Raw genomic sequence first — 21881 nt, 5'->3', positions numbered from 1 at the left:
ATTAACTACTTTCCATTTTATTTTAACTGAGTCAAAACCACGCCCATATGAATATTAAGTCGCGCTTAATAGTGATGAATTTTATGCAGTTTTTTATATGGGGAGCTTGGCTGCTTACTATTGGCCGCTATTGGTTTGATAATAATTTAGGCACTGCTACACAATTCTCTGCCATATTTTCTACCATGGGCATTTCGGCCATATTTATGCCTGCACTTTCGGGTATTATAGTAGATAAATTTATAAATGCCGAAAAGCTATATGGGGTACTGCACATTTTAGGCGCGATAGTACTGTTTTGTGTACCTATGGTTAAAGATCCTACTTTGTTTTTTTGGATAATGTTAGCTAATATGGTGTGTTATATGCCTACACTATCCCTTTCCATTACCGTGGCATACAGCGCCTTAAAAAACGTCCCGCTTGATGTAGTAAAGGTTTACCCTCCCATCCGCACTTTTGGCACTATTGGCTTTATTGCTGCGCTATGGACCGTTAGCTTAACACATAACGAATCTTCGCCCAACCAGTTTTATATCGCTTCGGCTGTTGCGCTGATGTTAGGCATATATGCCTTTACATTACCCAAATGCCCGCCACGCTTACGCACAAACGAGAAAAAATTATTGGTAGATGTATTGGGATTAAGGGCTTTTACCTTATTTAAAACCCCAAGATTCGCAATATTTTTTGCATTCTCCATGTTATTGGGCGCTGCTTTACAGTTAACCAATGCCTATGGCGATGCATTTTTAGGCGACTTTAGCAATCATGCAATTTATAAAGACAGCATAGCGGTGAAATATCCTGCTATAATAATGTCTATATCTCAGGCATCTGAAACCTTGTTTATCCTTACTATTCCTTTCTTCCTGCGCAAATTTGGAATTAAATATGTAATGCTGTTTAGCATGCTGGCATGGGTACTACGCTTTGCTTTATTTGCTTACGGTAACCCTACAGATGGTTTATGGATGATCATTTTATCATGTATTGTTTACGGTATGGCTTTTGATTTTTTCAATATATCAGGTTCGCTATTTGTAGAAACACAGGCATCGCCCGAAATACGCGGCAGCGCACAGGGTGTATTTATGATGATGGTAAACGGGTTTGGTGCATTGTTTGGCAGCCTGGCTAGTGGTATTATTATCGATAAATACTTTACCCTTGCCGATCAAACTAAAAACTGGCAAGGCATATGGTTAAGCTTTGCCGCTTACGCCCTGGTTATAGCAGTGATTTTCCCTTTTGTATTTAGATATAAACACAACGCGGCATTAGAAAATGCTATAAAGCACGCCTAATACCGCGCGTTGAAAATGTGTTTTCGGTTATTAAAACAGTTTATATCCTAAAGTCAGGTTAAACAGGTTGATCTTAGTTGAATTTGCACCGTAAGTTTGTTTGCTTAAACCGGCTTCATAACGCAGGTCAACAGACAAACTCCTAATATCGATACCTGCACCGATCTGCCAGGCATAATTTTGATTTTTATAGTCAAGTTTGGTTATATTACCAACAGCGTTGCTATAACTTTGATCTTTATTAATTGCGAATGACACTACCGGTCCTGTATAAAAACGGGCACCTAAACCAAAAGCACCAATCTTGGTACCAACTAAAATCGGTACATCAATACTGGTAAACTTTGCCTTGGTCATTACACCATTATCATTAAAGTTCACGTTCTTGCTGGTTAGATAAGCTTCCGGCTGAACATGTAACCCTAATGCGCCAAAACGTGCGTAAATACCGCCTAAATATCCCGCCTGGTTATCAGCATTTAAAGTGCCAGTTTTAGATAAGCTGGTTAAGTTTACACCGCCCTTTAATCCAAATTGAAAGCTGGGAATTATTTGTGCGGATGCCATATACACAGTGGCTAAGCACATTGCTAAGGTTAAGTTGATCTTTTTCATAAATAGGTTTGAGTTTTTACAAATATAAGATTCACTTTATTAAAAAAACAAATACGTATACACCTTGTAAGCTAAGTTAAGTTCCTGTCTTTAAACCAAACATCATCGGGTTTGATGTCTATATTTTCCATCATGGCTACTAATTCAATGGCATCTGTAGAAGTTAATACCAGTTGACGATTTGCAGGTTTTAAAAAGCGCTGCTCTACCATTACATCCATCTGCTTTAATAAAAAATCATAAAAGCCATTTACGTTTAACACCCCTATCGGATGGTTATGCAGGCCAAGCTGCAACCATGTTAAAACTTCAAAAAATTCTTCCAATGTACCAAAGCCACCGGGCAGCATAATGATGCCATCGCAAAGGTCATTCATTAACTGCTTACGCTGGTGCATACTCTCCACCACGTGCATTTCGGTTAAGCCGGTATGTCCAACCTCCTTGTCTATCAAAAATTGAGGAATAACACCAATGGCTTTACCGCCTTTGGCCAGTACCGCATCAGCCAATAAACCCATTACGCCCACGTGCCCGCCGCCAAATATCAAACTGATATCGCGTGCAACCATCACTTCGGCTAATTGCTCAACGGTTTGCTTTAGTACCGGATCGCCGTTATAATTGGCTCCGCAGAATACACAGATGCTTCGCATTAGAGATTAGTTAATTAGTGATTAGAGATTAGTATTATTAGGAATGGAAATTACAGATTTTACAACAATTTAACTAACCTCTAATCTCCAACCACTAATCTCTACCTCGTATAATTTGGCGCTTCTTTAGTTATCGTAATATCATGCGGATGCGACTCGCGGATACCTGATGAAGTGATTCGTACAAATTTGGCTTGCTGCAGGCTTTCGATATTACTTGCACCACAATAACCCATGCTGGCACGTAAACCGCCAACAAACTGATAGATCACTTCAGATAATGTGCCCTTGTATGGTACACGGCCCACAATACCTTCAGGAACCAGTTTTTTAATATCATCTTCCACATCCTGGAAATAACGGTCTTTTGATCCCTGTTCCATCGCTTCTATTGACCCCATACCACGGTATGATTTAAAGCGGCGACCTTCATAAATAATGCTTTCGCCCGGCGACTCTTCAACACCGGCAAACAACGAGCCTGCCATTATGGTGCCTGCACCAGCTGCTATAGCTTTAGCAATATCACCTGTGTGTTTAATACCACCATCAGCAATAACCGGAACGCCTGTACCGCGTAATGCTTTGGCACACTCATAAACCGCATATAGTTGGGGTACGCCTACACCGGCAATAATACGGGTAGTACAAATTGACCCGGGACCAATACCTACTTTTACACCATCAGCACCTGCATCCGCTAAAGCTTTAGCCGCGTCGCCGGTGGCCACATTACCTGCTATGACCTGCAAATCGGGATATTTTGCCTTTACTTCTTTTAACTTATCAATTACGCCTTTAGAGTGGCCGTGAGCCGTATCAATAGCTATAACATCTACTCCGGCTTTTACCAGGGCGTCTACTCTATCCAGGGTATCGGGCGTAACTCCAACGGCAGCACCTACACGTAAACGGCCCAAATCGTCTTTACAGGCGTTAGGAAAGTTTTTAAATTTCTGGATATCCTTGAAAGTGATCAAACCGATCAATATTCCGTTGGCATCAACAACGGGTAGTTTCTCAATTTTATGCTGTTGTAATATTTCTTCTGCTTGCGATAAGGTAGTTCCTTTGGGGGCAGTGATCAAATCAGCTTTGGTCATTACCTCTTGCACCGGCTTACTCATGTCCTTTTGGAAACGAAGGTCTCGGTTAGTAATAATACCTTTCAATTGATTATCCTCGCCAACAACAGGTATACCACCAATCTTATATTCGCGCATTATTTTAACCGCATCGCCAACGGTTGATGCTACATGGAGGGTGATTGGGTCCTGTATCATGCCGCTTTCTGAACGCTTTACTTTACGTACCTCTTCAGCCTGACGGGCAATACTCATGTTTTTGTGCAGCATACCTAAACCGCCGGCCTGGGCCATAGCAATGGCTAATTGTGCCTCGGTAACAGTATCCATTGCGGCAGATACCAACGGAATATTTAACCTGATCTTTTTGGTTAAAAAAGAACCGGTATCAACATCGCGCGGTAAAACTTCTGAATAAGCGGGGATTAGTAAAACGTCGTCGTAGGTTAATCCTTCGGCAACAAATTTTGATGAGTCTAACTGCATAGCAAATAATTATTTGGAGGTATTATTTGCCGGGCAAAGCTAATGAATTATTTCGAATTTCGGAAGTTGGATTTCGAAATTACAAAAGGGTGATGGTATAATTTACTTTGTCATTTCGAACAAAGTGAGAAATCTATACAATGCTGCTAACGTGTGTATAGATTTCTCCTCATTCCTCGTCGAAATGACATTTTATAGTTTACTCGTATTTACCCACTATCACCTTATAAAACTCATCAAACTTTAAATATTTATTGGCTAACACCTGTAATTCGGGTGCGGTTATGGTTTTTACTGTTTGGATATAGCGTTCGTAATAATCATAATCCATGCCTGAAAAGTATAGGTTTTTAAACTTATCAGCATGTGAGAATACGTTTTCCAGGCTTCCCAATAATGAGCCTAACATATAATTACGTACCAGTTCCAACTCCTCATCAGGTATTAGCTCAGTTTTAAGCAGGTTTACTTCCTTTTCAATTTCTATAACCGCCGCTTTACAAACATCTGCTCCTACTTCGGTTGCTATAAATAAGGCGCCGCTTTGTTTAAATGAACTCATGCCCGAGCCTATGCCGTAGGTATAACCTTTATCCTCGCGGATGTTATTCATCAACCTTGAACCGAAGTAACCACCTAAAACCGTATTTAAAACCTGTAAAGCCGGAAAATCAGGATGTGTACGATTAATTAAAGGCATCCCCATTCGTATGGCCGATTGCAATGCATCAGGCTTTTCAATAAAATAAAAACGCTCAGTAGCATGCTCTAATTCAGGCTGACTGTTATCAGCAGGTTCATCAGCATTTGCCCATCCTTTATCAAAAGTGTCTGTTAGCAGATCCAATGTTTGCCGACCCACCTTTCCGGCTATTAAAATCGTACAGTTGGATGGCTGATACATCTGCTTAAAAAATGGCAGCATATCTTCCCTTTTCAGGGTTTTATAAGTATCCAATTCGGTATTTAAACCATAAATAGTATCGCCATACAAAGCCTTATTAAAAGTGCGGCGGGCAACCACATCATTTTTTTTAAGGCTTACCTGTAGCTTTTGCTGCTGGTTACGAACAAATGTTTCCAGTTCCTTTTCAGGGAATATACTATCAGTCAAAATAGCTTTAACAACAGGCAACGTATCTTTTAAATGCTTGTTTAAACTATATAAAGTTACCTGCGAGTGGTCAAAAGAATAGTCAACCTGAAAAAATGCACCATAAAAGTCTATCTTATCCGCAATTTCTGCGGCAGATAATTGGCTTGTACCTTCAGTTAGCATCGTATTTACTGCCATATTTAATAATGGCTTTGCAGGATCAAAACGCAGGTTATTAAATATCCACTCAATACGCACCAGTTCCTGGTCGCCGGAGTTTAAGCAAAAAACGTCGCAGCCGTTGGCCAGTTTTTTATGCTCGGGTTTAATCAGGTTTATATTATCAATACCTTTAAATTCAGGCGCTAATTTTCTATCTATCATTCGTTTTAGTCATTGGGTCATTGGGTCATTGGGTCATTATCATCTGTTCAATGACTAATGACTTAATGACCAAATGACAATTTATTCTGCTAAGTATATTAACGTTGATGAATTATCTTTTCTGAATAATTTATTGGCTTCCGCTTTGATCTGCTCGGCAGTAACCTGTAAAAACTTTTCCGCTTCGTGATTCAATCCATCGGCATCGCCAAGCAATTCAAAATAAGCCAGGTTCATGGCTTTATCCAGTAATGACATTTCAGAGAATATCATCGTCGATTCCGTTTTGTTTTTAACCTTGGTAAGTTCATCATCCGGCACAACTTCGGCTTTAATTTTTTCCAGCACTTCCCATATAGCAGCTTCGGCCTGTTCCACAGTTACGCCATCTAAGGGCTTGCCTTCAAACACAAACATTCCTTTATCCATACTTCCTGTCATGTAGGCATGTACTTCGCTAAAAATTTGCTTTTCCTGCACCAACTGGCGGTATAACCTGGATGAATGTCCACGAGATAAGATATCAGACAATAATTCTGCCACATGAAAAGACGCATCCCTGCGGCTTCCCATCTGGAAAGCAATGTACACATCATTTAACGGCACTTTTGCGGTAACTGTTTGGCGGCGCTCTTCGTGCTGCTCATCTTCCTGTGGCAGGTTGCGGTTATATTTTTGACCGGCCAGGATGGGACCGAACCATTTTTCGGCCAATAGTTTTACATCTTCCGTTTTCACATCGCCCCCTACAACCATTATAGCATTTTGCGGATTGTAATGCTTATTAAAAAAAGCTTTTACATCTTCCATTTTTGCTTCGGCAATATGCTCAATGTTTTTGCCTATGGTATCCCATTGATAGGGGTGCTTTTTATAAACCATTGGGCGCAGTTTTAACCACACATCGCCGTAAGGCTGGTTTAAATAGCGTTGCTTAAACTCTTCAATAACTACACTACGTTGCGTTTCCAGGCTTTTTTCGTCAAAGGCAAGGTTAAGCATACGGTCGCTTTCCAGCCAAAAAGCAGTCTCTAAATTTGACGAAGGAAGCGTTATATAATAGTTGGTGATATCATTACTGGTAAAAGCATTATTTTCGCCTCCTACGCGCTGTAATGGCTCGTCATAGCTGGGTATATTAACAGATCCACCAAACATTAAATGCTCAAACAAATGAGCGAAGCCGGTTTGATCAGGGTTTTCATCGCGCGAGCCAACATCATACAGAATGTTAACCACCGCCATTGGGGTTGTATTATCTTCGTGAACAATTACACGTAATCCATTATCAAGCGTAAATCGGTTGAATTTAACCATGTAGTATTATCAAATTTATGTGGTTAGCAAATGTATAATTTTTACATAAGTTGCTATAATTATAAAGCGAGTATTACATTTATATTATGCTTACGCACGACGAAATAGTTAAACAATTGGCTATCAGCATGGGTAAAACCACGGTTGTTAATTTAAGTAAAAAACTTAAGGAACAAAAGTTCCCTTATCGTGATATAATAGATCTCACCTTTCATCCCGACAAACAGGTTGCCTTTAGAATGGCATGGTTAATGGATACCCTATATTTTGATGACCCTTTGTATTACCTGGATGATATAGAATACTTACTGCAACAAATACCTATTATTAAATATCCAGCCAGCCAAAGACATTATTCGCGAATTGTGCTTAACCTCACATTTCCAAAGGCGCCAAAAGCCATACAGGAAAAATTAGCCGATATTGATCTGGAACCGGTGGTTGAACATTTTTTTGACTGGATGATAGACCCTAAAGTGAAAGTGGCGGTTAAGGTTTTTGTTGCTGAATCCATTTTTAATCTGCGAGACAGATACCCATGGGTAACCGAAGAATTAGCTGATCAAATACGATATATGATGCGTGATGGTACGGCGGGGATTCAAAGTATGGGGAAGAAGTTATTGAAGGGATTAAGTAAATAAATATCGAATAATGAACTCTGAATATTGAATGATGAAGTACTTCGATGTTCGAAATTCAACGTTCATTATTCGATATTAAAAATTAAGCCGTAGGCCTATCCTCGCCATGTAAATTATGGCTAACCTGGTGATGGTGCAATTTAGCTGCAATGGCTGATGAACTATCATTGGCATAAGCACCATAAGCATTAACCAATATACCTTTTAAGTTATATTTACGGGAGTGTACCGCATATACTATCGACATATCGGCCGGGTTACTTTGTCCTTCAAAACGATAAAATTCATCTATTTCAAAATCATCAGCAGTCATTTCAATATGACGTGATTTATCTTGTATGGTATCGCCTTCCAGGCTTAAGTTAGCTTCGTACCCTCTTTTCATTAAATCATTAGTGGCATCCACTAAAGTTTCATAGTTTTCCATGATGTAGTAGGTTAATAAACAAACAGCTTATTACTGTTGTACCTGTTTAACCTACAAATCCCGATTGTTGTTTTGAATGTTACCGAAAAATTACACGGTGCGGTTGATATCCCAATTTTCCAGGTGATCGGCTACGCGACGTAAAAACATGCCTCCCAAAGCACCATCAACCACCCTATGATCGTATGACATAGAGATATACATCATATGGCGTACGGCTATTACATCACCCTCTTCGGTTTCAATTACGGCAGGTTTCTTTTTAATAACCCCCACGGCCAATATGGCTACCTGCGGCTGGTTAATAATAGGCACACCCATTATATTGCCAAATGAACCAATATTGGTAAACGTAAAAGTACCGTCCTGCACATCATCAGGCTGTAGTTTGCCCGCGCGAGATCTTTTAGCCAGGTCATTTACAGATTTGGTTAATCCTATCAGGCTCAACTCGTCTGCCTTTTTAATAACCGGCACAATCAGGTTGCCGTTAGATAATACCGTGGCCATGCTGATATTAATAGCCGAGCGTTTAATGATCTGTGTTCCATTAACCGTGATGTTGATCATCGGGAACTCTTTAATAGCTTTTACTACCGCTTCAATAAATATAGGTGTAAAGGTAATTTTCTCACCTTCACGTTTTTCAAATTCATTTTTAACCTTATCACGCCACATAACCAAGCCGGTTACATCGGCCTCAACAAATGAAGTAACGTGCGGCGATGTTTGCTTACTCATTACCATGTGATCGGCAATCAGGCGGCGCATACGGTCCATTTCAATGATCTCATCACCATGTCCCATTGTTGCAGCTGCAGCAGGTTTTGGAGCACTATCCTGAGCCGGCTGTTGTGGTTGAGGCTTAGGCTGTACAGGCGGCGCTTGTTGCTGAGTAACAGGCTGCTGTACCTGAGCAGGTTGTTCAACTACGGGTTGCGTTGCAACCGGAGTGGGCGCCGGCGTTGGTGCAGTAGGTGCCGGGCTTTGCGCCACAGGCTGTGTACCACCTTTTTGTTTAGCATTTACATACTTCAACAAATCATCTTTGGTTAAGCGCCCTTCGGCACCGGTACCCGGTATACTATCTAATTCTTGGACACTAATATTTTCTTGCGTTGCAATATGTTTTACCAAAGGTGAGTAGAACCTTGCTGAACTTTTAAATGTCTCATTAAATGTTCCGGCCGATTGCGGCCTGTTGCCTAATAATTCTGTACCCGGTATTGCAGCTTCAGGTGCAGGGGGTGGTGTTACCGGTTGTTGAGGCTGTATTACAGGCTCGGGTTTTGTTTCTGGTTTAGCCTCTGGTTCGTCAGTTTCAATTATAGCTACTACATCACCTACCTGTACTACATCGTCTTCTTTACAAAGCTGTTCGACCAAACGCCCCGAAACAGGCGATGGCACTTCAGAATCAACCTTATCTGTAGCAATTTCTATTACCGTATCATCCGCGTCAATATAGTCGCCGGGATTTTTAACCCACTTAACTATGGTTGCTTCTGCAACACTCTCGCCCATCCTCGGTAATAACAGTTGGTATTTAGCCATAGAAAAATTATAGTTCGACGGGTAAAATTAGAAATTTTTAGGGTTAGTTTTTAACATCATTAAGTAAAGTATTCAACATTCCCAGGGCCGAAGTAGCACTTCTTTCGATGTTTTGCAGCCTTTTATTACCAAATGTGAACTTTTTAACTTCTGTTTTTTGGGTTGATGCAACTGCTATCCAAACCGTACCAACAGGTTTATCCGAAGTGCCACCATCTGGCCCGGCAATGCCTGTAATTGCTATCGCGTAATCAGATTTAAAATTGGCTAAAGCCCCCTCTACCATTTCGGTAGCTGTTTCTTTGCTTACAGCACCAAACCGCGATAGCGTATCGTGCCTCACTCCAAGTATTTCTTCTTTTAAATTGTTTGAGTATGACACTGCCCCACCCAAAAACACTTTTGATGAACCTGCGTGTTGGGTAAATAGGTGCGATAGATATCCTCCTGTGCAACTTTCTGCAACGGATAAGGTAAGGCCGCGCCTTTCCATTATGTCCAATATTGCCTTTTCAATGGCGACATCTTCTTCGGCTATCACAATGCTGCCTACACGTTGTATCAGTTGTGCAGCGTAGTTATTAACCTCAGCAGTTAACAGTGCCTTGTTATCACCGTAGGCACTTAACCGCATACGCACCTGGCCAAGTTTGGGTAAATACGCCAGTTTAATATGATCAGGCAATGAATCTTCTATATCTTCAATCCTTTTTGCCAAAAATGATTCGCCCTCGCCTACTGTTAGTATGGTTTTATGAACTATTGCAGGAAGTTTGAATAAACTTTTGATCTTAGGGATCACTTCTTCCTCCATCATATACATCATTTCAAAAGGTACACCCGGCATTGATACATATATTTTGCCGCCTTCATTAAACCACATACCCGGTGCAGTACCATTTTTATTAACTATAATTTCGCAATTTGATGGCACTTGTGCCTGCAACCTGTTAATATCCAGCATTGGACGGTTATATTTAGCAAATATACGTAGCACATTATCCAGTGCCTCAGCATTTTCAACCATTCCTACATTAAAATATTCGGCTATAGATTTTTTGGTAATATCATCTTTTGTCGGCCCCAATCCCCCTGTTATCAAAATTATGTCAGCCCTTTTTGCAGCTTCGGTTAAGGCGGTTAAAATATGCTCTTTATTATCTGATACAGAAGATATTTGCTTTACACGTATACCAACATCATTTAACTGTTTGGCCATCCATGCAGAGTTGGTATCTACTATCTGGCCTATTAATATTTCGTCGCCTATGGTAATTATTTCTGCAAGCATACTATCTGTTATTGAATTGATTAGCGGTATAATCGCTTCTTTTACTTAGTTTAAGATCCTGTAAAATATTTGCGTTTACCCTCAAAGTAACATTATATGACTTATAAAACCCAAATGGCAGCCATTGTACTGATAAGCTCCAGCAATGCAAGTTGCGATAAATAGCAAAAGATGTAGCACTGCTTACTTTTAGCGCCCTAAAATCAACGTTAGTATTGTATTGTATTTTCCAATTTTTGGTTATGCTAACATCACCATTTATCATAAGCGTATTGGTAACCTGTGTGCTAACTACCTGATTACTATAGTTAAAACTATAACTTAAGTTGACATTCCAGGGTATATTAAAATCAATATAGGCGGCTGGATCTCCATTGATTAAGGATAGCCTCTGGGCCTGTTCGGGATCCATAGTTTGTAATGTACTACCTATAGGTACCGGTTGCCCCTTACCTTTAAAAGCCGATGAGTTTAAACTAATACTGGTAGATAAATTAAATGACACCAGCATCGGGAACCGCCCATCCTGCCATGAAAAACGATTTACATTACGTGCATAGCGTATCAATTGGCCATTTGCAATAGTATCACGCACCTGAACAGAATAAGGGTTTAACGACCCACCAAAATTAATGGCGAGTTTACCTTTAAATAACGATGTGTGCCCTGAAAAACTGATTGGGCTAAGCTTAAATGAATCTGCAGCAAAATTATAAAAGGTTGAAAAAGTTAACCCCTGCAATAATTGTATTTTTCTATCAGTTGTGTCAGTACCTTTGGCTCTTACCTTGGCCTCAAGGTTATTCTCTAAGGTTAAATTAAGCCCCGCTTGCCTTCCACCAGCCGGGTAACCAAAAATACCTTGTTCAAAAATTGAATATCGTTGTGAAATTACCGGATAAGGTATAGTAGCACTACTTACAATGGCCCTGTTATAACTACGATCAAGAGAACTATAATCAGGCCTGTAAGCAAATGATATATTAGGTGTCATTACGTGCCTTATGGCTTTGATACTTCCCTTTTTAAAATTTAACATACCATAAACTTTGGTAGAAAAACCTGCGCCTAAGCTATACTCTCCAACCCGCTGAAAGCCCGGCACCGTATCGGTCACTAACGAATCGGCCCGCGCATATCGCTTTCTTACAGTTTGAAAATACCACATCTCCCGGTAATTTAAACTCGTGTTAAACTGAAAATATTTTAACAAGTTTAAATTCATACCTACCGGTATTTGGTGGAGCATACCATTTTGCATTCTCTTAGTCAATGTTTTTTCAGTAAATAGTTCAGATTCCTTAACACCGGCGATTTTATTGGTAGCAGATAAGGTGTAACCAACAGTGATACGCTGATACCATTTTTGTGCGTTCACCCGTGTTTTTGAATCAAACGGACTAATGGTTGCCATACTAAAGTTCAAAGTAGGTAAATCCATAGTTACCGTTTTTTTGGTAAGATCCTGGCTATGCGAAAGGCTTACAGTTAAATTAAACGGAGTACCTGCCCAATTTTTGCCATAAGCAATACTTGAGCGAAAGTTATTTTGAGTTAACGCCTGTAAATTAAAATTGGAAGTAGCTGCATTGTTTTGATAAAAGGTTGATGTACCTGCGTTTACAGATGCGCTAAACGTGGTACCTGGGTGTGAGTTTGAGTTTTTACTGTGCGACCAGGTAATATTAAAATCCTTTTGTGCCGGATCGCCTTGCAAACCGTAATTATGCGCACCGTAGCTTAATGATAAATTACCTGAATATTTATACCTATCCCTGTAATTTAAAGTACTATTAACTTCAAATGAACCATTTGAATAATATGTACCCATTGTGGTTAGATCGGCATAATCACTTAACCCTAAATAATACCCAAAATTACGCAGATAGAAACCTAACCGTTGGTCTTCACCAAAAGTAGGCAATATGACACCCGAAGTGCGGGTATTCAATTTAGGAAAAAAACCAAATGGGATAGCAATAGGCAAAGGTACTCCCGCAATTTGCAAATAAGCCGGGCCAGATATAATTCGCTTTTCTTCAACTATACCCCAGGTAATTACTATACCAAAGTGAGGATGATCAGGTTTATCGCAAGTGGTAAAAATTTGATCTTTAAGAGCTGTTTCTGTGTCATTTATTTTTTTTGCACGCCCACCCGATAAATAATTACCTTCCTGTTCAGAAAAAGGGTTCCAAACATAAGCTTTCTTAGTTTCATAATTAAAAGCAATTGAATCTGTTGTAATGGGACTCTCTTCACCCTGCTTTGATATAGGTCGCCCAACATATCTCCCGGTTTTAGGGTCAATACTTCCCCTGGCAAATATGATGCGTGTTTTTTTGTTTACCTCTATATAATCGGCATCTAATTCAAAATCGCCATAACTTACCCGGGCATTTCCATAAAAATATATCGTCTCTTTATCGTTAGAATAATTTGTTGAATCTGAAGAGTTTGTTTTTAATTCAGCATCCAGTTGGCTTTTACTTTTTTTTGTCGTATCAACAAGCCCTGTAACAGAATTAATAGGTAAAATAGTTAAAGAATCTTTACCTTTAGAGGAATTTGAAGGTGTTATAACTCCGCGTCTAAGGGTATCAGCAACAGGTTTATTACCACCCTCGTTGCCCTGACCTGCAGCCGTCAACCAATTTACCAGTAAAGAAACAACGATCAGAAAAAAAAGCCTGGTGAATTTCAAATTAATTATAAAATAGTGTTGTTGCAGATATAATAATATAATATTACAGCGTTCAAAAATAATGAAAATTAAAGCATTGAAAACATTGATTTACGCTTTATCAGCATTTGTATTTTGTTTTACGGTATTTATCTCTCCATCCCAAGCTTCTGTTAAAAACGATACCCTGGTAAATAATGGCTTTAAAATTAAAACCATTATTGTAGATGCAGGGCATGGCGAGCGTCCATCTGGCGGAGGGCGTTATTCGCCCGGCGCTGAGGGCACCTATTCTTTAGAAAGAACTGTAACGCTTGCTATAGCACAAAAATTGCAAAAAGCAATAGAAAAAAACATACCTGATGTAAGAGTAGTAATGACACGTACCACGCCTGAGGATGTACCTTTTCAACAACGCGCTGATATAGCCAATCAAAATAAAGGTGACCTGTTTATTTCTATACATTGTAATGCCTTGCCTAACAAAACTGTGCGCCAGGTAGTGAGCCGCAAAAAAGGAAAGCCTGTATACAAAAACGTATCGGTACCTGATCGTTCTGGCAAAGGCGTGTTAATGTTATTATATAGTACAGACCGTACTGCACCACAAATAGAAGCCTTGCTTGAAAACGCCGAAATTGGCGGCAGTCCAAATGACAGTAAAACAGCCCAGGCTAATGACCCGCAATCTGTTATTTTAATAAATTTGTTAAAAAATAAATATCGGAAACAAAGTATTCACCTTGCTGATTTATTAAATAAAGAATTTATAATGGACGGGCGACGAAGCGAGGGATTAAGAGAACAAGTACTTTTTGTGCTTGACCATACCGCCATGCCATCAGTACTGGTAGAAACCGGTTATATAAACAATAAAGAGGAAGAAGATTACTTAAACTCCGAAGAGGGCCAGGAAGAAGTAGCAAACGCCATACTAAGAGGTATAGAAAACTATAAAAGAGATGCCGAAAAAAGAACAGAATAAAACAAAAGGGCTATTTTAGAAGTATTATACGCAAACTGGCATATCTAACATATGAAATTATCTAACGAAACAAAAATAGGCGCACTTACCGCTATAGCTATAACTATACTTATATTGGGTTATAGTTACCTGCGGGGAAACGATGTGTTTTCAGGATCAAATAGATTTTATGCAATTTATCAAAGTGTAGATGGCCTTGCCGTATCAAAACCTGTATTGGTAAATGGTTTTCAAATAGGCCGTGTATCTAAAATGGAACTGCGCGATAATGGCCATACCGTTGTTGAATTTAAAATAGACAACCAATATAAAGTACCGACCAATACATTGGCCAAATTGGTTAGTACAGATCTATTAGGCGGAAAGGCTATTGTTTTTGAACTTGGTACCGGCCAAGAACTGGCCCAGGATAAAGATACCTTACGCGCCGATGTAGCAGGCAGCCTGGCCGAAAGCCTGCAGCCTATTCAAACCAAAGCCGAGAATTTGATGACCAAGTTAGATTCGTCACTGGCATCTATAAACCGCATTATGAACCCCAATTTTGAGCGTAATGTTGACCGCAGCTTTGAAAGTATTGCCAACTCCTTACAAACATTAGAGAGCACAACCAAAAAGATAGATGCACTGGTGGCAGGACAAACCGGGCATATTAATGGCATTTTAACTAATGCTGAAGCTGTATCATTAAACCTAAAAAATACTACTAACGGTTTAACAGGGGTTACTGCAAATTTTCAACGCTTTAGCGGCGATTTGGCTAACTCAAATATTAAACAAACGTTAGACAACGCTAATAAAGCGGTAGCCGATCTTCAACAGGTTATGAATAAAATTAACAGCAACAACGGTACGCTGGGTTTATTGCTGCGCGATGATTCGTTATATCGCAACCTGCAATATGCGTCAGAAAACCTGGATGCATTATTTATTGATATTAAGGCAAATCCAAAAAGATATGTTCACTTCTCGGTGTTTGGAAGGAAGAATAACAAGTAAAACTAAACTACTGAAAAAGTTCTGCCTTCAATAGCTAATTCAGTAGCAGGAAAAACACTTTTAGCTTCATCCAACAACTCGTCTAAATTTTTGTAACGCGCCGAAAAGTGGCCTATCAGCAGCTTTTTAGCTTGAGTTTGCGTGGCTATCTGGGCAGCCTGCAAAGCTGTAGTATGAAAAGTTTCGCCGGCCCTGTCTAACATATTGTGCAAAAATGTGGCTTCGTGGTAAAGCAGATTTACGTTATTTATTTGTTGAAAATATTGAGGGTTAAAAATAGTATCTGAACAGTAAGCATAAGCTTTAGGTTGTTCCGAATCTATGGTAAGTGTATCATTTTTATATACTGTACCGTCATCAGCTATATAATCATTACCTTTTTTTAAAGAAGTATAATACTGTACCGGCACTTGCAATTCTTCCAGTTTGTCTTTCAGTAATTTTCGCTGGCGCTTCTTTTCCCTGAATAAAAACCCGGTACAAGCAATACGATGATCGAGTGGTATGGTCTCAACAGTTACATCTTCATTATCTACAATCACTTCTACCCTATTGGCATTGGTAACAGTAAATTCAATTGGGTACTGTAATGTAGTTTCAGAGTATTTAAGCTGCAGGTTAATTATCTCTAACAAATGCTCGGGTCCAAAAAGTTTCAGCTCCTTTTTTCGGCCATTTAAATGCATTGATGATAGTAGGCCCACTAAACCCAGGTAATGGTCGCCATGCAGGTGGCTAATGAAAATATGATCAATACGGCTGGCTTTAATATCAAAACGCAACATTTGTTGTTGTGTGCCTTCGCCACAATCAATCAAATACAGGCGGTCATTAACATTTAATGCCTGCGATGTCGGATTTCTATTATAAATGGGGGTTGCAGAACTGCTTCCTAGTATGGTAACTTCAAACTTCATACCGGGTAAACAATATTTGCTATTATTTGATTTCTTTCTTCAGCTCTTTTTCTATCTCTTCCATAAAAATTAAATCAATAGCTTCTTCGGTTGTAGGCACTATTGAAAGTACATTCTCTAATTGCGAAATAGTTATAAGGCGAGAAACTGCATCATTTAAACCGGTAAGTATAAATGAGCCTTCTGCATTTTTACATAAACGATGGCCAACCAACAAACTGCTTAAGCCTGATGAATCAGCAAATTTAACCTGCGAAAGATCAAGAATAATATTTCTTTGACCCTCGGTATTAATGAGGATCAACTCAGATTTTAATTGTGGCGTAACTAATGAATTTAATTTTGATTCGTTAAGCTTTATTAAAATATATTTTTCGTGTTTATCTACAGCAAACTTCATTCTTCTCTGTTATATAAATTATACGCTAATATATGTTTTATTTTATAAATAAAACTACAATATAGCTAAGGCATTTTTAATTGCCGTTTCTACCCGGCTCAATATTTCCTGGTTTGCAGGCTTAATAAAAGTCTCGCCGGTTATTTGTTCATAAAGCTCAATATATCTTTCTGATATGGATTGAACCTTCTCGGGGGTCATTACAGGCACCTGCTGGCCATCTTTGCCCTGAAAACCATTCTCGATTAACCACCTGCGAACAAACTCTTTAGACAGCTGCTTTTGCGGCTCATTTGCCTTTTGACGGGCCTCGTAACCATCGCTGTAAAAGTATCGTGACGAATCGGGCGTATGAATTTCATCAATCAAATATATCTGGCCATTGGCTCTACCAAACTCGTATTTAGTATCAACTAAAATTAAACCTTGTTTGGCGGCAATTTCGGTACCACGTTTAAATAATTGGCGCGTATAATTTTCTAACTGCAAATAGTCCGCTTCCGATACTATACCCTGTTTTAATATATCCTCGCGCGATATATCCTCATCATGCCCTACCGCGGCTTTGGTGGTTGGGGTAATAATAGGCTCAGGCAATTTATCGTTTTCCTTTAAACCTTCAGGAAGGCTTACACCGCAAACCTGCCTTTTACCCGCGCTGTATTCGCGCCATGCATGGCCTGCTAAATATCCGCGTATTACCATTTCTACTTTAAAAGGCTCGCAAATTAAGCCTATGGTTACGCTTGGGTCTGGCACAGTTACTACCCAGTTAGGCACAATATCGGCAGTTGCTTGCAAAAATCGTGCTGCTATCAGGTTCAAAACCTGTCCTTTATAGGGTATGGGTTCCGGCAGTACCACATCAAATGCGGATATACGATCGGTAACCACCATAGCCAGGTATTTATTATTTATAGTATATACATCCCTCACCTTACCTTTATAAAAAGCGGTTTGGCCCGGAAAGTTAAAGTTGGTTTCTTTTATTGCATTCATTTGTTAAAGATTGGAGATTAAAGATTAAAGATTAGCCCTATCAACTAATCACTAATCTTTAATCTCTAATAACTATTACTGTATATCCCCGTAAGCTGCTAATATTTTACGTACCAGTTTGTGCCTTACCACGTCTTCGCCGCTTAAGTAAACAATTTCAATTCCTTTAATATCTGTTAATATGCGCAACGCGGTATGTAAACCCGATTGCTGTTTTTTAGGCAGATCTATCTGCGTAACATCACCCGTAACAATAAATTTTGCTGATGGGCCCATACGTGTTAAAAACATTTTCAACTGCATATCGGTAGCATTTTGTGCCTCATCTAAAATAACAAAGCAATTATCTAAGGTACGGCCACGCATAAATGCCAACGGTGCAATCTCAATGGTACGGTTCTCCAGGTAAAATTTTAATTTTTCAGCTGGTATCATATCATCCAAAGCATCATAAAGCGGGCGCAAATAAGGGTCTATCTTCTCTTTCAAATCGCCCGGTAAAAAACCCAGGTTCTCCCCTGCCTCAACTGCCGGACGTGTTAATATAATACGCTTGATCTCCTTATTTTTTAAAGCCCTTACTGCTAAAGCTACGGCAGTATAGGTTTTACCGGTACCTGCAGGGCCAATAGCAAACAGAATGTCACTTTTGTTAATGCTATCCACCATTTTGCGCTGGTTGGCGGTACGCGCCTTAACCATTACACCGTTAGGGCCAAATACAATAACTTCGCCACTTGCAAACTTATCGGCAGTTTGATCTGTTGATGTGCCTGATGGGTCTAATGGTTTTGAACCCAGCACCCTTTCCAGGTCGGTAATATTTAAATTTTCGAACTTTTCAATATGCTCCAGCAGATGATTGAACTTTTCTTCAAAGATGGTTAGCTCATGCTCGTCGCCTAAAACTTTAACCTCGCTGCCACGCGCAACTATTTTAAGCTTAGGGTATTGTTTTTTAATGATCTCGAAATGGTCATTATTCGGTCCCCATAAAACGGCGGGGTTAATGTTTTCAATTGATAGCTTAATTTCGTTCAATAGTAAATGATTAATTTGTTCCGGATTTTTATGAATTAAAATTGAATATTTGCAGCAGCAAAAGCTTCTTACAAGATTAGCAATAAATATTTTAAAAATTAATGGCAATAATAACTTTAACTACTGACCTGGGCGATAAAGACATTTATCTGGCTGCCCTTAAAGGGAGTATTTATAAGCTACTGCCAAAGGTAAATATTGTTGATATTACCAATAGCGTTGCCGCCTTCAATATACAACAAGCGGCTTTCATTTTAAAAAATAGTTTTCATTATTTTCCGGATGATACGGTACACCTAATTGGTATTGATACCGTGTACAGCGGCCAAACCAAATACCTGGCCATACGGTATAAAAACCACTATTTTGTTGGGGCCGATAATGGTATATTCTCCTTAATGTTTAATGATGAACCTGATGAAGTGGTTGAAATAAATATTATGCAGGATTTGAAGTTTTTACACTTCCCGCTTGCTGATATTTTTGTAAAAACCGCCTGCCACTTAGCAAGCGGTAAGGATATTAACCTGATAGGTTTGCCGGTTAGCGGGATAGAGAAAAAAATGAACCTGCAGCCTGTAATTGAGAAAAACCTGATCAAAGGTATGGTGATTTATATCGATTCGTTCCAGAACGTAATTACCAATATCACCAAAGACCTGTTTAATCAAATACAACAGGGCCGCCAGTTTGTATTAACTTTTAAACGTAACGAATCTATCAATCATTTAAGCTGGCATTACAGCGAAGTACCCGAAGGAGAAAAGCTTTGCTTATTTGGAATTAGTGACCATTTAGAAATTGCTATAAACAAAGGCAACGCCAGCGGGTTATTAGGATTGAACCTGGGTGATAGCGTGATCATTGACTTCCAGGCGTAATTTCACCCTCACTGTCATTTCGATAAGGCACGAGGAGAAATCTATACACATGTTAACCTGAATAGGTATAGATTTCTCTCTATGTTCGAAATGACATAATCTTTTAGCTATGAAAAATATAATATTAGTTGTCACTGCCTGTCTTTTATTTGCAAGTGCCTTCGCTCAAACCAATACCGATTCATTAGCCTACGAATTACAGCGAGCAAAAATAAATAACATGCTTGCTATGCGCTCTCAAAAGTTTGGCAAGTATGATCAAAGCCTGAGCCGACATACCGGGATATTTGGCTTGCAAACCAAGAAAGACATCCGCCGGTCAAACGAAATTTTGATGGATATTGTAAAAACCGACAACGCCATTTATAAACAACTAAAAATTTTACTGGATTACCGTACGTTTCAACAAAACCAGGTGGTGGATAAATCAAAAGAGATCGAATCGACAAACCTGCACTACATGAATACCATAAATACATTACGCAGCCAAAACGAAAAACTGACAAAAGAGGCTAATGAAATGCTGTTACAGCAAGAAAACTCATCAAGAAATTATATCATAATCATCATATTTATGGGAGTAGCTATTGGTTGGCTATTATGGCGTAAATACAATAGAAAAACTGTTGGCGTCAGCTAAAATTTTTCTATATTGAGGGCATGGTCTGCGGGCCTGTTACTATTGATTACTAAATGAAATTAACTATACATGGGGCTGCCCAACAAGTTACGGGCAGTATGCATTTACTGCAAGTTGGGCAATATAAAATTTTAGTGGATTGCGGGCTGGATTACGAAAAAGACCGCCCATTAAACGACAATGAGAACTTCCCTTTTAACCCCGGCGACATTGATGTGGTGATATTAACCCATGCGCATATTGACCACTCTGGCAATTTGCCTACATTGGTTCGTATGGGTTTTAACGGGCAAATATTATGTACCCCTCCTACTGCCGACCTGACAGAACTGTTATTACTCGACTCGGTAAATATATTCATGCATAAAGCCAATAAAGGCCGTAAGCATAACCGCGGAAGAAATAAGTACGGCAATAATATTCAACCGCTATATCTGCAAAAACACGTAATGGATACCATGGAGCGGATGGTAACCATTGCTTTTAACCGCCCGTTTCGTATTAATGGGGATATTGAGTTGACGTTTATCCCGGTTGGACACCTACTGGGCGCAGCGGCTGTAGTTTTAAAAATAAACGACGAGAGCACAGAAAAAAGTATTGCTTTTACCGGTGACATAGGTCGTAAAAATTACCCGGTACTGGAAGACCCGCAAACTATCCCCCCTGTTGATTACCTGGTATCGGAGTCTACCTACGGTGGCCGAAATCACACTAAAGACAAAACCGTTGAGCAAACCCTGGTGGAAGTAATTGATAAGGCTTGCGTTAAAGAACAAGGGCGCATTATTATCCCGGCGTTTAGTATCGGGCGCACACAATCATTAGTTTATTCTTTAAATAAGATATTCAGCAGTGGCTTGCTACCTCCTGTTAAGGTTTTTGTAGATAGCCCTATGGCTTCAATGGCTACAGGCATCTTCAGGAAGTACCACGAGTTGGTCAATAAAGAGGCGCAGGATTTTTATAAAATGCAGGGCGATGAGTTTGAGTTTGATAACCTGACTTATGTAGAGAGCATGAAGGACAGCCGGCAGGTATCTAATTACTTTGAGCCATGTATTATTATCTCATCAGCAGGTATGCTGGAGGGCGGCCGTATACAGGATCATCTTTTTTATAATATACAAAACTACTATTGCACCATCCTTTTCATTGGTTATTGTGCCAAAGGTACATTGGGGCATCGTTTATTGCGAGGCGATTCTATAGTTCATATTAAAGACCGCGACCTGGCGGTATATGCTACTATTAAACAAACCGATGTATTGAGTGCCCACGGCGATCATGACGACCTGGTAAACAACATTAAACAACAGGATAAAGCTAAACTAAAACAAGTGTACTTAGTGCACGGTGAAACCAGTAGTATGCAATTATTGGCTGATGCTTTGGAGAAAGATGGCTACCCGGTTACTATACCGGAAAAGGGTGTGAGTTATATTTTATAATTGAGTTTTTGATTGAGGGAAAC

At 39.5% G+C, this 21881-nt stretch carries 20 protein-coding genes; 7 read left to right on the top strand and 13 right to left on the bottom strand.

Annotated elements, in window-relative coordinates:
* The first annotated feature begins 47 nt into the window (after positions 1-47).
* On the top strand, positions 48-1307 hold the full coding sequence (locus ACYVJ6_RS06085; RefSeq protein ID WP_460693138.1) for a nucleoside permease: 1260 nt from the start codon (positions 48-50) through the stop codon (positions 1305-1307).
* A gap of 30 nt (positions 1308-1337) precedes the next feature.
* Here the strand turns inward: ACYVJ6_RS06085 and ACYVJ6_RS06080 are convergent, their stop codons facing one another.
* The 5 genes from ACYVJ6_RS06080 to ACYVJ6_RS06060 all read right to left on the bottom strand — a co-directional run bounded on the left by ACYVJ6_RS06080 (position 1338) and on the right by ACYVJ6_RS06060 (position 6946).
* Positions 1338-1922 (bottom strand): porin family protein, encoded by a 585-nt coding sequence (locus tag ACYVJ6_RS06080; RefSeq protein WP_460693137.1) that lies wholly within the window; start codon positions 1920-1922, stop codon positions 1338-1340.
* A 71-nt stretch (positions 1923-1993) separates the two neighbouring features.
* Complete coding sequence (locus tag ACYVJ6_RS06075; protein WP_460693136.1) at positions 1994-2578, bottom strand: LOG family protein; 585 nt, start codon at positions 2576-2578, stop codon at positions 1994-1996.
* Positions 2579-2679: 101 nt separating this feature from the next.
* On the bottom strand, positions 2680-4149 hold the full coding sequence (guaB, locus tag ACYVJ6_RS06070; RefSeq protein ID WP_460693135.1) for an IMP dehydrogenase: 1470 nt from the start codon (positions 4147-4149) through the stop codon (positions 2680-2682).
* A 199-nt stretch (positions 4150-4348) separates the two neighbouring features.
* Positions 4349-5629 (bottom strand): M16 family metallopeptidase, encoded by a 1281-nt coding sequence (locus tag ACYVJ6_RS06065; RefSeq protein ID WP_460693134.1) that lies wholly within the window; start codon positions 5627-5629, stop codon positions 4349-4351.
* 81 nt (positions 5630-5710) lie between these two features.
* Positions 5711-6946, bottom strand: coding sequence for a M16 family metallopeptidase (locus ACYVJ6_RS06060; protein ID WP_460693133.1), 1236 nt, complete (start codon positions 6944-6946; stop codon positions 5711-5713).
* A gap of 86 nt (positions 6947-7032) precedes the next feature.
* Between ACYVJ6_RS06060 and ACYVJ6_RS06055 the strand changes: the two genes are divergently transcribed.
* A complete protein-coding gene (locus ACYVJ6_RS06055) occupies positions 7033-7590 on the top strand; it encodes a hypothetical protein (RefSeq protein ID WP_460693132.1) in 558 nt (185 codons plus the stop codon).
* Positions 7591-7672: 82 nt separating this feature from the next.
* Here the strand turns inward: ACYVJ6_RS06055 and ACYVJ6_RS06050 are convergent, their stop codons facing one another.
* The 4 genes from ACYVJ6_RS06050 to ACYVJ6_RS06035 form a co-directional block, all read right to left on the bottom strand.
* The gene (locus tag ACYVJ6_RS06050; RefSeq protein ID WP_460693131.1) at positions 7673-8017 is read right to left on the bottom strand and encodes a phosphoribosylpyrophosphate synthetase; all 345 of its coding nucleotides are present in this window, start codon (positions 8015-8017) and stop codon (positions 7673-7675) included.
* Positions 8018-8107: 90 nt separating this feature from the next.
* Positions 8108-9571: a dihydrolipoamide acetyltransferase family protein gene (locus tag ACYVJ6_RS06045; RefSeq protein WP_460693130.1), complete on the bottom strand. Its 1464-nt coding sequence runs from the start codon at positions 9569-9571 to the stop codon at positions 8108-8110.
* A 43-nt stretch (positions 9572-9614) separates the two neighbouring features.
* Positions 9615-10862 carry a competence/damage-inducible protein A gene (locus ACYVJ6_RS06040; RefSeq protein ID WP_460693129.1) on the bottom strand — a complete coding sequence of 416 codons (1248 nt, stop codon included), beginning with the start codon at positions 10860-10862 and terminating at the stop codon, positions 9615-9617.
* A 1-nt stretch (position 10863) separates the two neighbouring features.
* Positions 10864-13566, bottom strand: coding sequence for a putative LPS assembly protein LptD (locus ACYVJ6_RS06035; protein ID WP_460693128.1), 2703 nt, complete (start codon positions 13564-13566; stop codon positions 10864-10866).
* Between the two features lie 61 nt (positions 13567-13627).
* Between ACYVJ6_RS06035 and ACYVJ6_RS06030 the strand changes: the two genes are divergently transcribed.
* Both ACYVJ6_RS06030 and ACYVJ6_RS06025 read left to right on the top strand, forming a co-directional pair.
* Entirely contained in the window at positions 13628-14530 is a 903-nt protein-coding gene (locus ACYVJ6_RS06030) for an N-acetylmuramoyl-L-alanine amidase family protein (RefSeq protein ID WP_460693127.1), read from the top strand.
* Positions 14531-14581: 51 nt separating this feature from the next.
* The gene (locus ACYVJ6_RS06025) at positions 14582-15529 is read left to right on the top strand and encodes an MlaD family protein (RefSeq protein WP_460693126.1); all 948 of its coding nucleotides are present in this window, start codon (positions 14582-14584) and stop codon (positions 15527-15529) included.
* Between the two features lie 2 nt (positions 15530-15531).
* On the opposite strand, the gene ACYVJ6_RS06020 is transcribed toward ACYVJ6_RS06025, so the two are convergent.
* From ACYVJ6_RS06020 to ACYVJ6_RS06005, 4 genes are all read right to left on the bottom strand, one after another.
* A complete protein-coding gene (locus ACYVJ6_RS06020; RefSeq protein ID WP_460693125.1) occupies positions 15532-16446 on the bottom strand; it encodes a ribonuclease Z in 915 nt (304 codons plus the stop codon).
* 22 nt (positions 16447-16468) lie between these two features.
* Positions 16469-16846, bottom strand: a complete 378-nt coding sequence (locus ACYVJ6_RS06015; RefSeq protein ID WP_460693124.1) for an STAS domain-containing protein — start codon at positions 16844-16846, stop codon at positions 16469-16471.
* Positions 16847-16900: 54 nt separating this feature from the next.
* Positions 16901-17845 (bottom strand): phosphoribosylaminoimidazolesuccinocarboxamide synthase, encoded by a 945-nt coding sequence (locus ACYVJ6_RS06010; protein WP_460693123.1) that lies wholly within the window; start codon positions 17843-17845, stop codon positions 16901-16903.
* A gap of 75 nt (positions 17846-17920) precedes the next feature.
* Complete coding sequence (locus ACYVJ6_RS06005) at positions 17921-18886, bottom strand: PhoH family protein (protein ID WP_460693122.1); 966 nt, start codon at positions 18884-18886, stop codon at positions 17921-17923.
* Between the two features lie 101 nt (positions 18887-18987).
* Between ACYVJ6_RS06005 and ACYVJ6_RS06000 the strand changes: the two genes are divergently transcribed.
* From ACYVJ6_RS06000 to ACYVJ6_RS05990, 3 genes are all read left to right on the top strand, one after another.
* The gene (locus tag ACYVJ6_RS06000) at positions 18988-19767 is read left to right on the top strand and encodes an SAM hydrolase/SAM-dependent halogenase family protein (RefSeq protein WP_460693121.1); all 780 of its coding nucleotides are present in this window, start codon (positions 18988-18990) and stop codon (positions 19765-19767) included.
* Positions 19768-19876: 109 nt separating this feature from the next.
* Positions 19877-20407, top strand: a complete 531-nt coding sequence (locus ACYVJ6_RS05995; protein WP_460693120.1) for a hypothetical protein — start codon at positions 19877-19879, stop codon at positions 20405-20407.
* A gap of 53 nt (positions 20408-20460) precedes the next feature.
* The gene (locus tag ACYVJ6_RS05990; RefSeq protein ID WP_460693119.1) at positions 20461-21858 is read left to right on the top strand and encodes an MBL fold metallo-hydrolase; all 1398 of its coding nucleotides are present in this window, start codon (positions 20461-20463) and stop codon (positions 21856-21858) included.
* Positions 21859-21881 lie beyond the last annotated feature (23 nt).

The sequence above is a fragment of the Mucilaginibacter puniceus genome (assembly GCF_054783175.1).
The sequence above is the reverse complement of the archived record's forward strand: the minus strand, read 5'-3'. Positions and strand labels throughout refer to the sequence as shown.

Excerpts from the sequence above, each read along its gene's own strand:
- ACYVJ6_RS06060 (WP_460693133.1), bottom strand. The coding sequence starts at position 6,946 with ATGGTTAAATTCAACCGATTTACGCTTGATAATGGATTACGTGTAATT.
- ACYVJ6_RS06030 (WP_460693127.1), top strand. The coding sequence starts at position 13,628 with ATGAAAATTAAAGCATTGAAAACATTGATTTACGCTTTATCAGCATTT.
- guaB (WP_460693135.1), bottom strand. The coding sequence starts at position 4,149 with ATGCAGTTAGACTCATCAAAATTTGTTGCCGAAGGATTAACCTACGAC.
- ACYVJ6_RS06065 (WP_460693134.1), bottom strand. The coding sequence starts at position 5,629 with ATGATAGATAGAAAATTAGCGCCTGAATTTAAAGGTATTGATAATATA.
- ACYVJ6_RS06075 (WP_460693136.1), bottom strand. The coding sequence starts at position 2,578 with ATGCGAAGCATCTGTGTATTCTGCGGAGCCAATTATAACGGCGATCCG.
- ACYVJ6_RS06000 (WP_460693121.1), top strand. The coding sequence starts at position 18,988 with ATGGCAATAATAACTTTAACTACTGACCTGGGCGATAAAGACATTTAT.
- ACYVJ6_RS06080 (WP_460693137.1), bottom strand. The coding sequence starts at position 1,922 with ATGAAAAAGATCAACTTAACCTTAGCAATGTGCTTAGCCACTGTGTAT.
- ACYVJ6_RS06010 (WP_460693123.1), bottom strand. The coding sequence starts at position 17,845 with ATGAATGCAATAAAAGAAACCAACTTTAACTTTCCGGGCCAAACCGCT.
- ACYVJ6_RS06015 (WP_460693124.1), bottom strand. The coding sequence starts at position 16,846 with ATGAAGTTTGCTGTAGATAAACACGAAAAATATATTTTAATAAAGCTT.
- ACYVJ6_RS06085 (WP_460693138.1), top strand. The coding sequence starts at position 48 with ATGAATATTAAGTCGCGCTTAATAGTGATGAATTTTATGCAGTTTTTT.
- ACYVJ6_RS05990 (WP_460693119.1), top strand. The coding sequence starts at position 20,461 with ATGAAATTAACTATACATGGGGCTGCCCAACAAGTTACGGGCAGTATG.
- ACYVJ6_RS06055 (WP_460693132.1), top strand. The coding sequence starts at position 7,033 with ATGCTTACGCACGACGAAATAGTTAAACAATTGGCTATCAGCATGGGT.
- ACYVJ6_RS05995 (WP_460693120.1), top strand. The coding sequence starts at position 19,877 with ATGAAAAATATAATATTAGTTGTCACTGCCTGTCTTTTATTTGCAAGT.
- ACYVJ6_RS06020 (WP_460693125.1), bottom strand. The coding sequence starts at position 16,446 with ATGAAGTTTGAAGTTACCATACTAGGAAGCAGTTCTGCAACCCCCATT.
- ACYVJ6_RS06050 (WP_460693131.1), bottom strand. The coding sequence starts at position 8,017 with ATGGAAAACTATGAAACTTTAGTGGATGCCACTAATGATTTAATGAAA.
- ACYVJ6_RS06045 (WP_460693130.1), bottom strand. The coding sequence starts at position 9,571 with ATGGCTAAATACCAACTGTTATTACCGAGGATGGGCGAGAGTGTTGCA.
- ACYVJ6_RS06025 (WP_460693126.1), top strand. The coding sequence starts at position 14,582 with ATGAAATTATCTAACGAAACAAAAATAGGCGCACTTACCGCTATAGCT.
- ACYVJ6_RS06040 (WP_460693129.1), bottom strand. The coding sequence starts at position 10,862 with ATGCTTGCAGAAATAATTACCATAGGCGACGAAATATTAATAGGCCAG.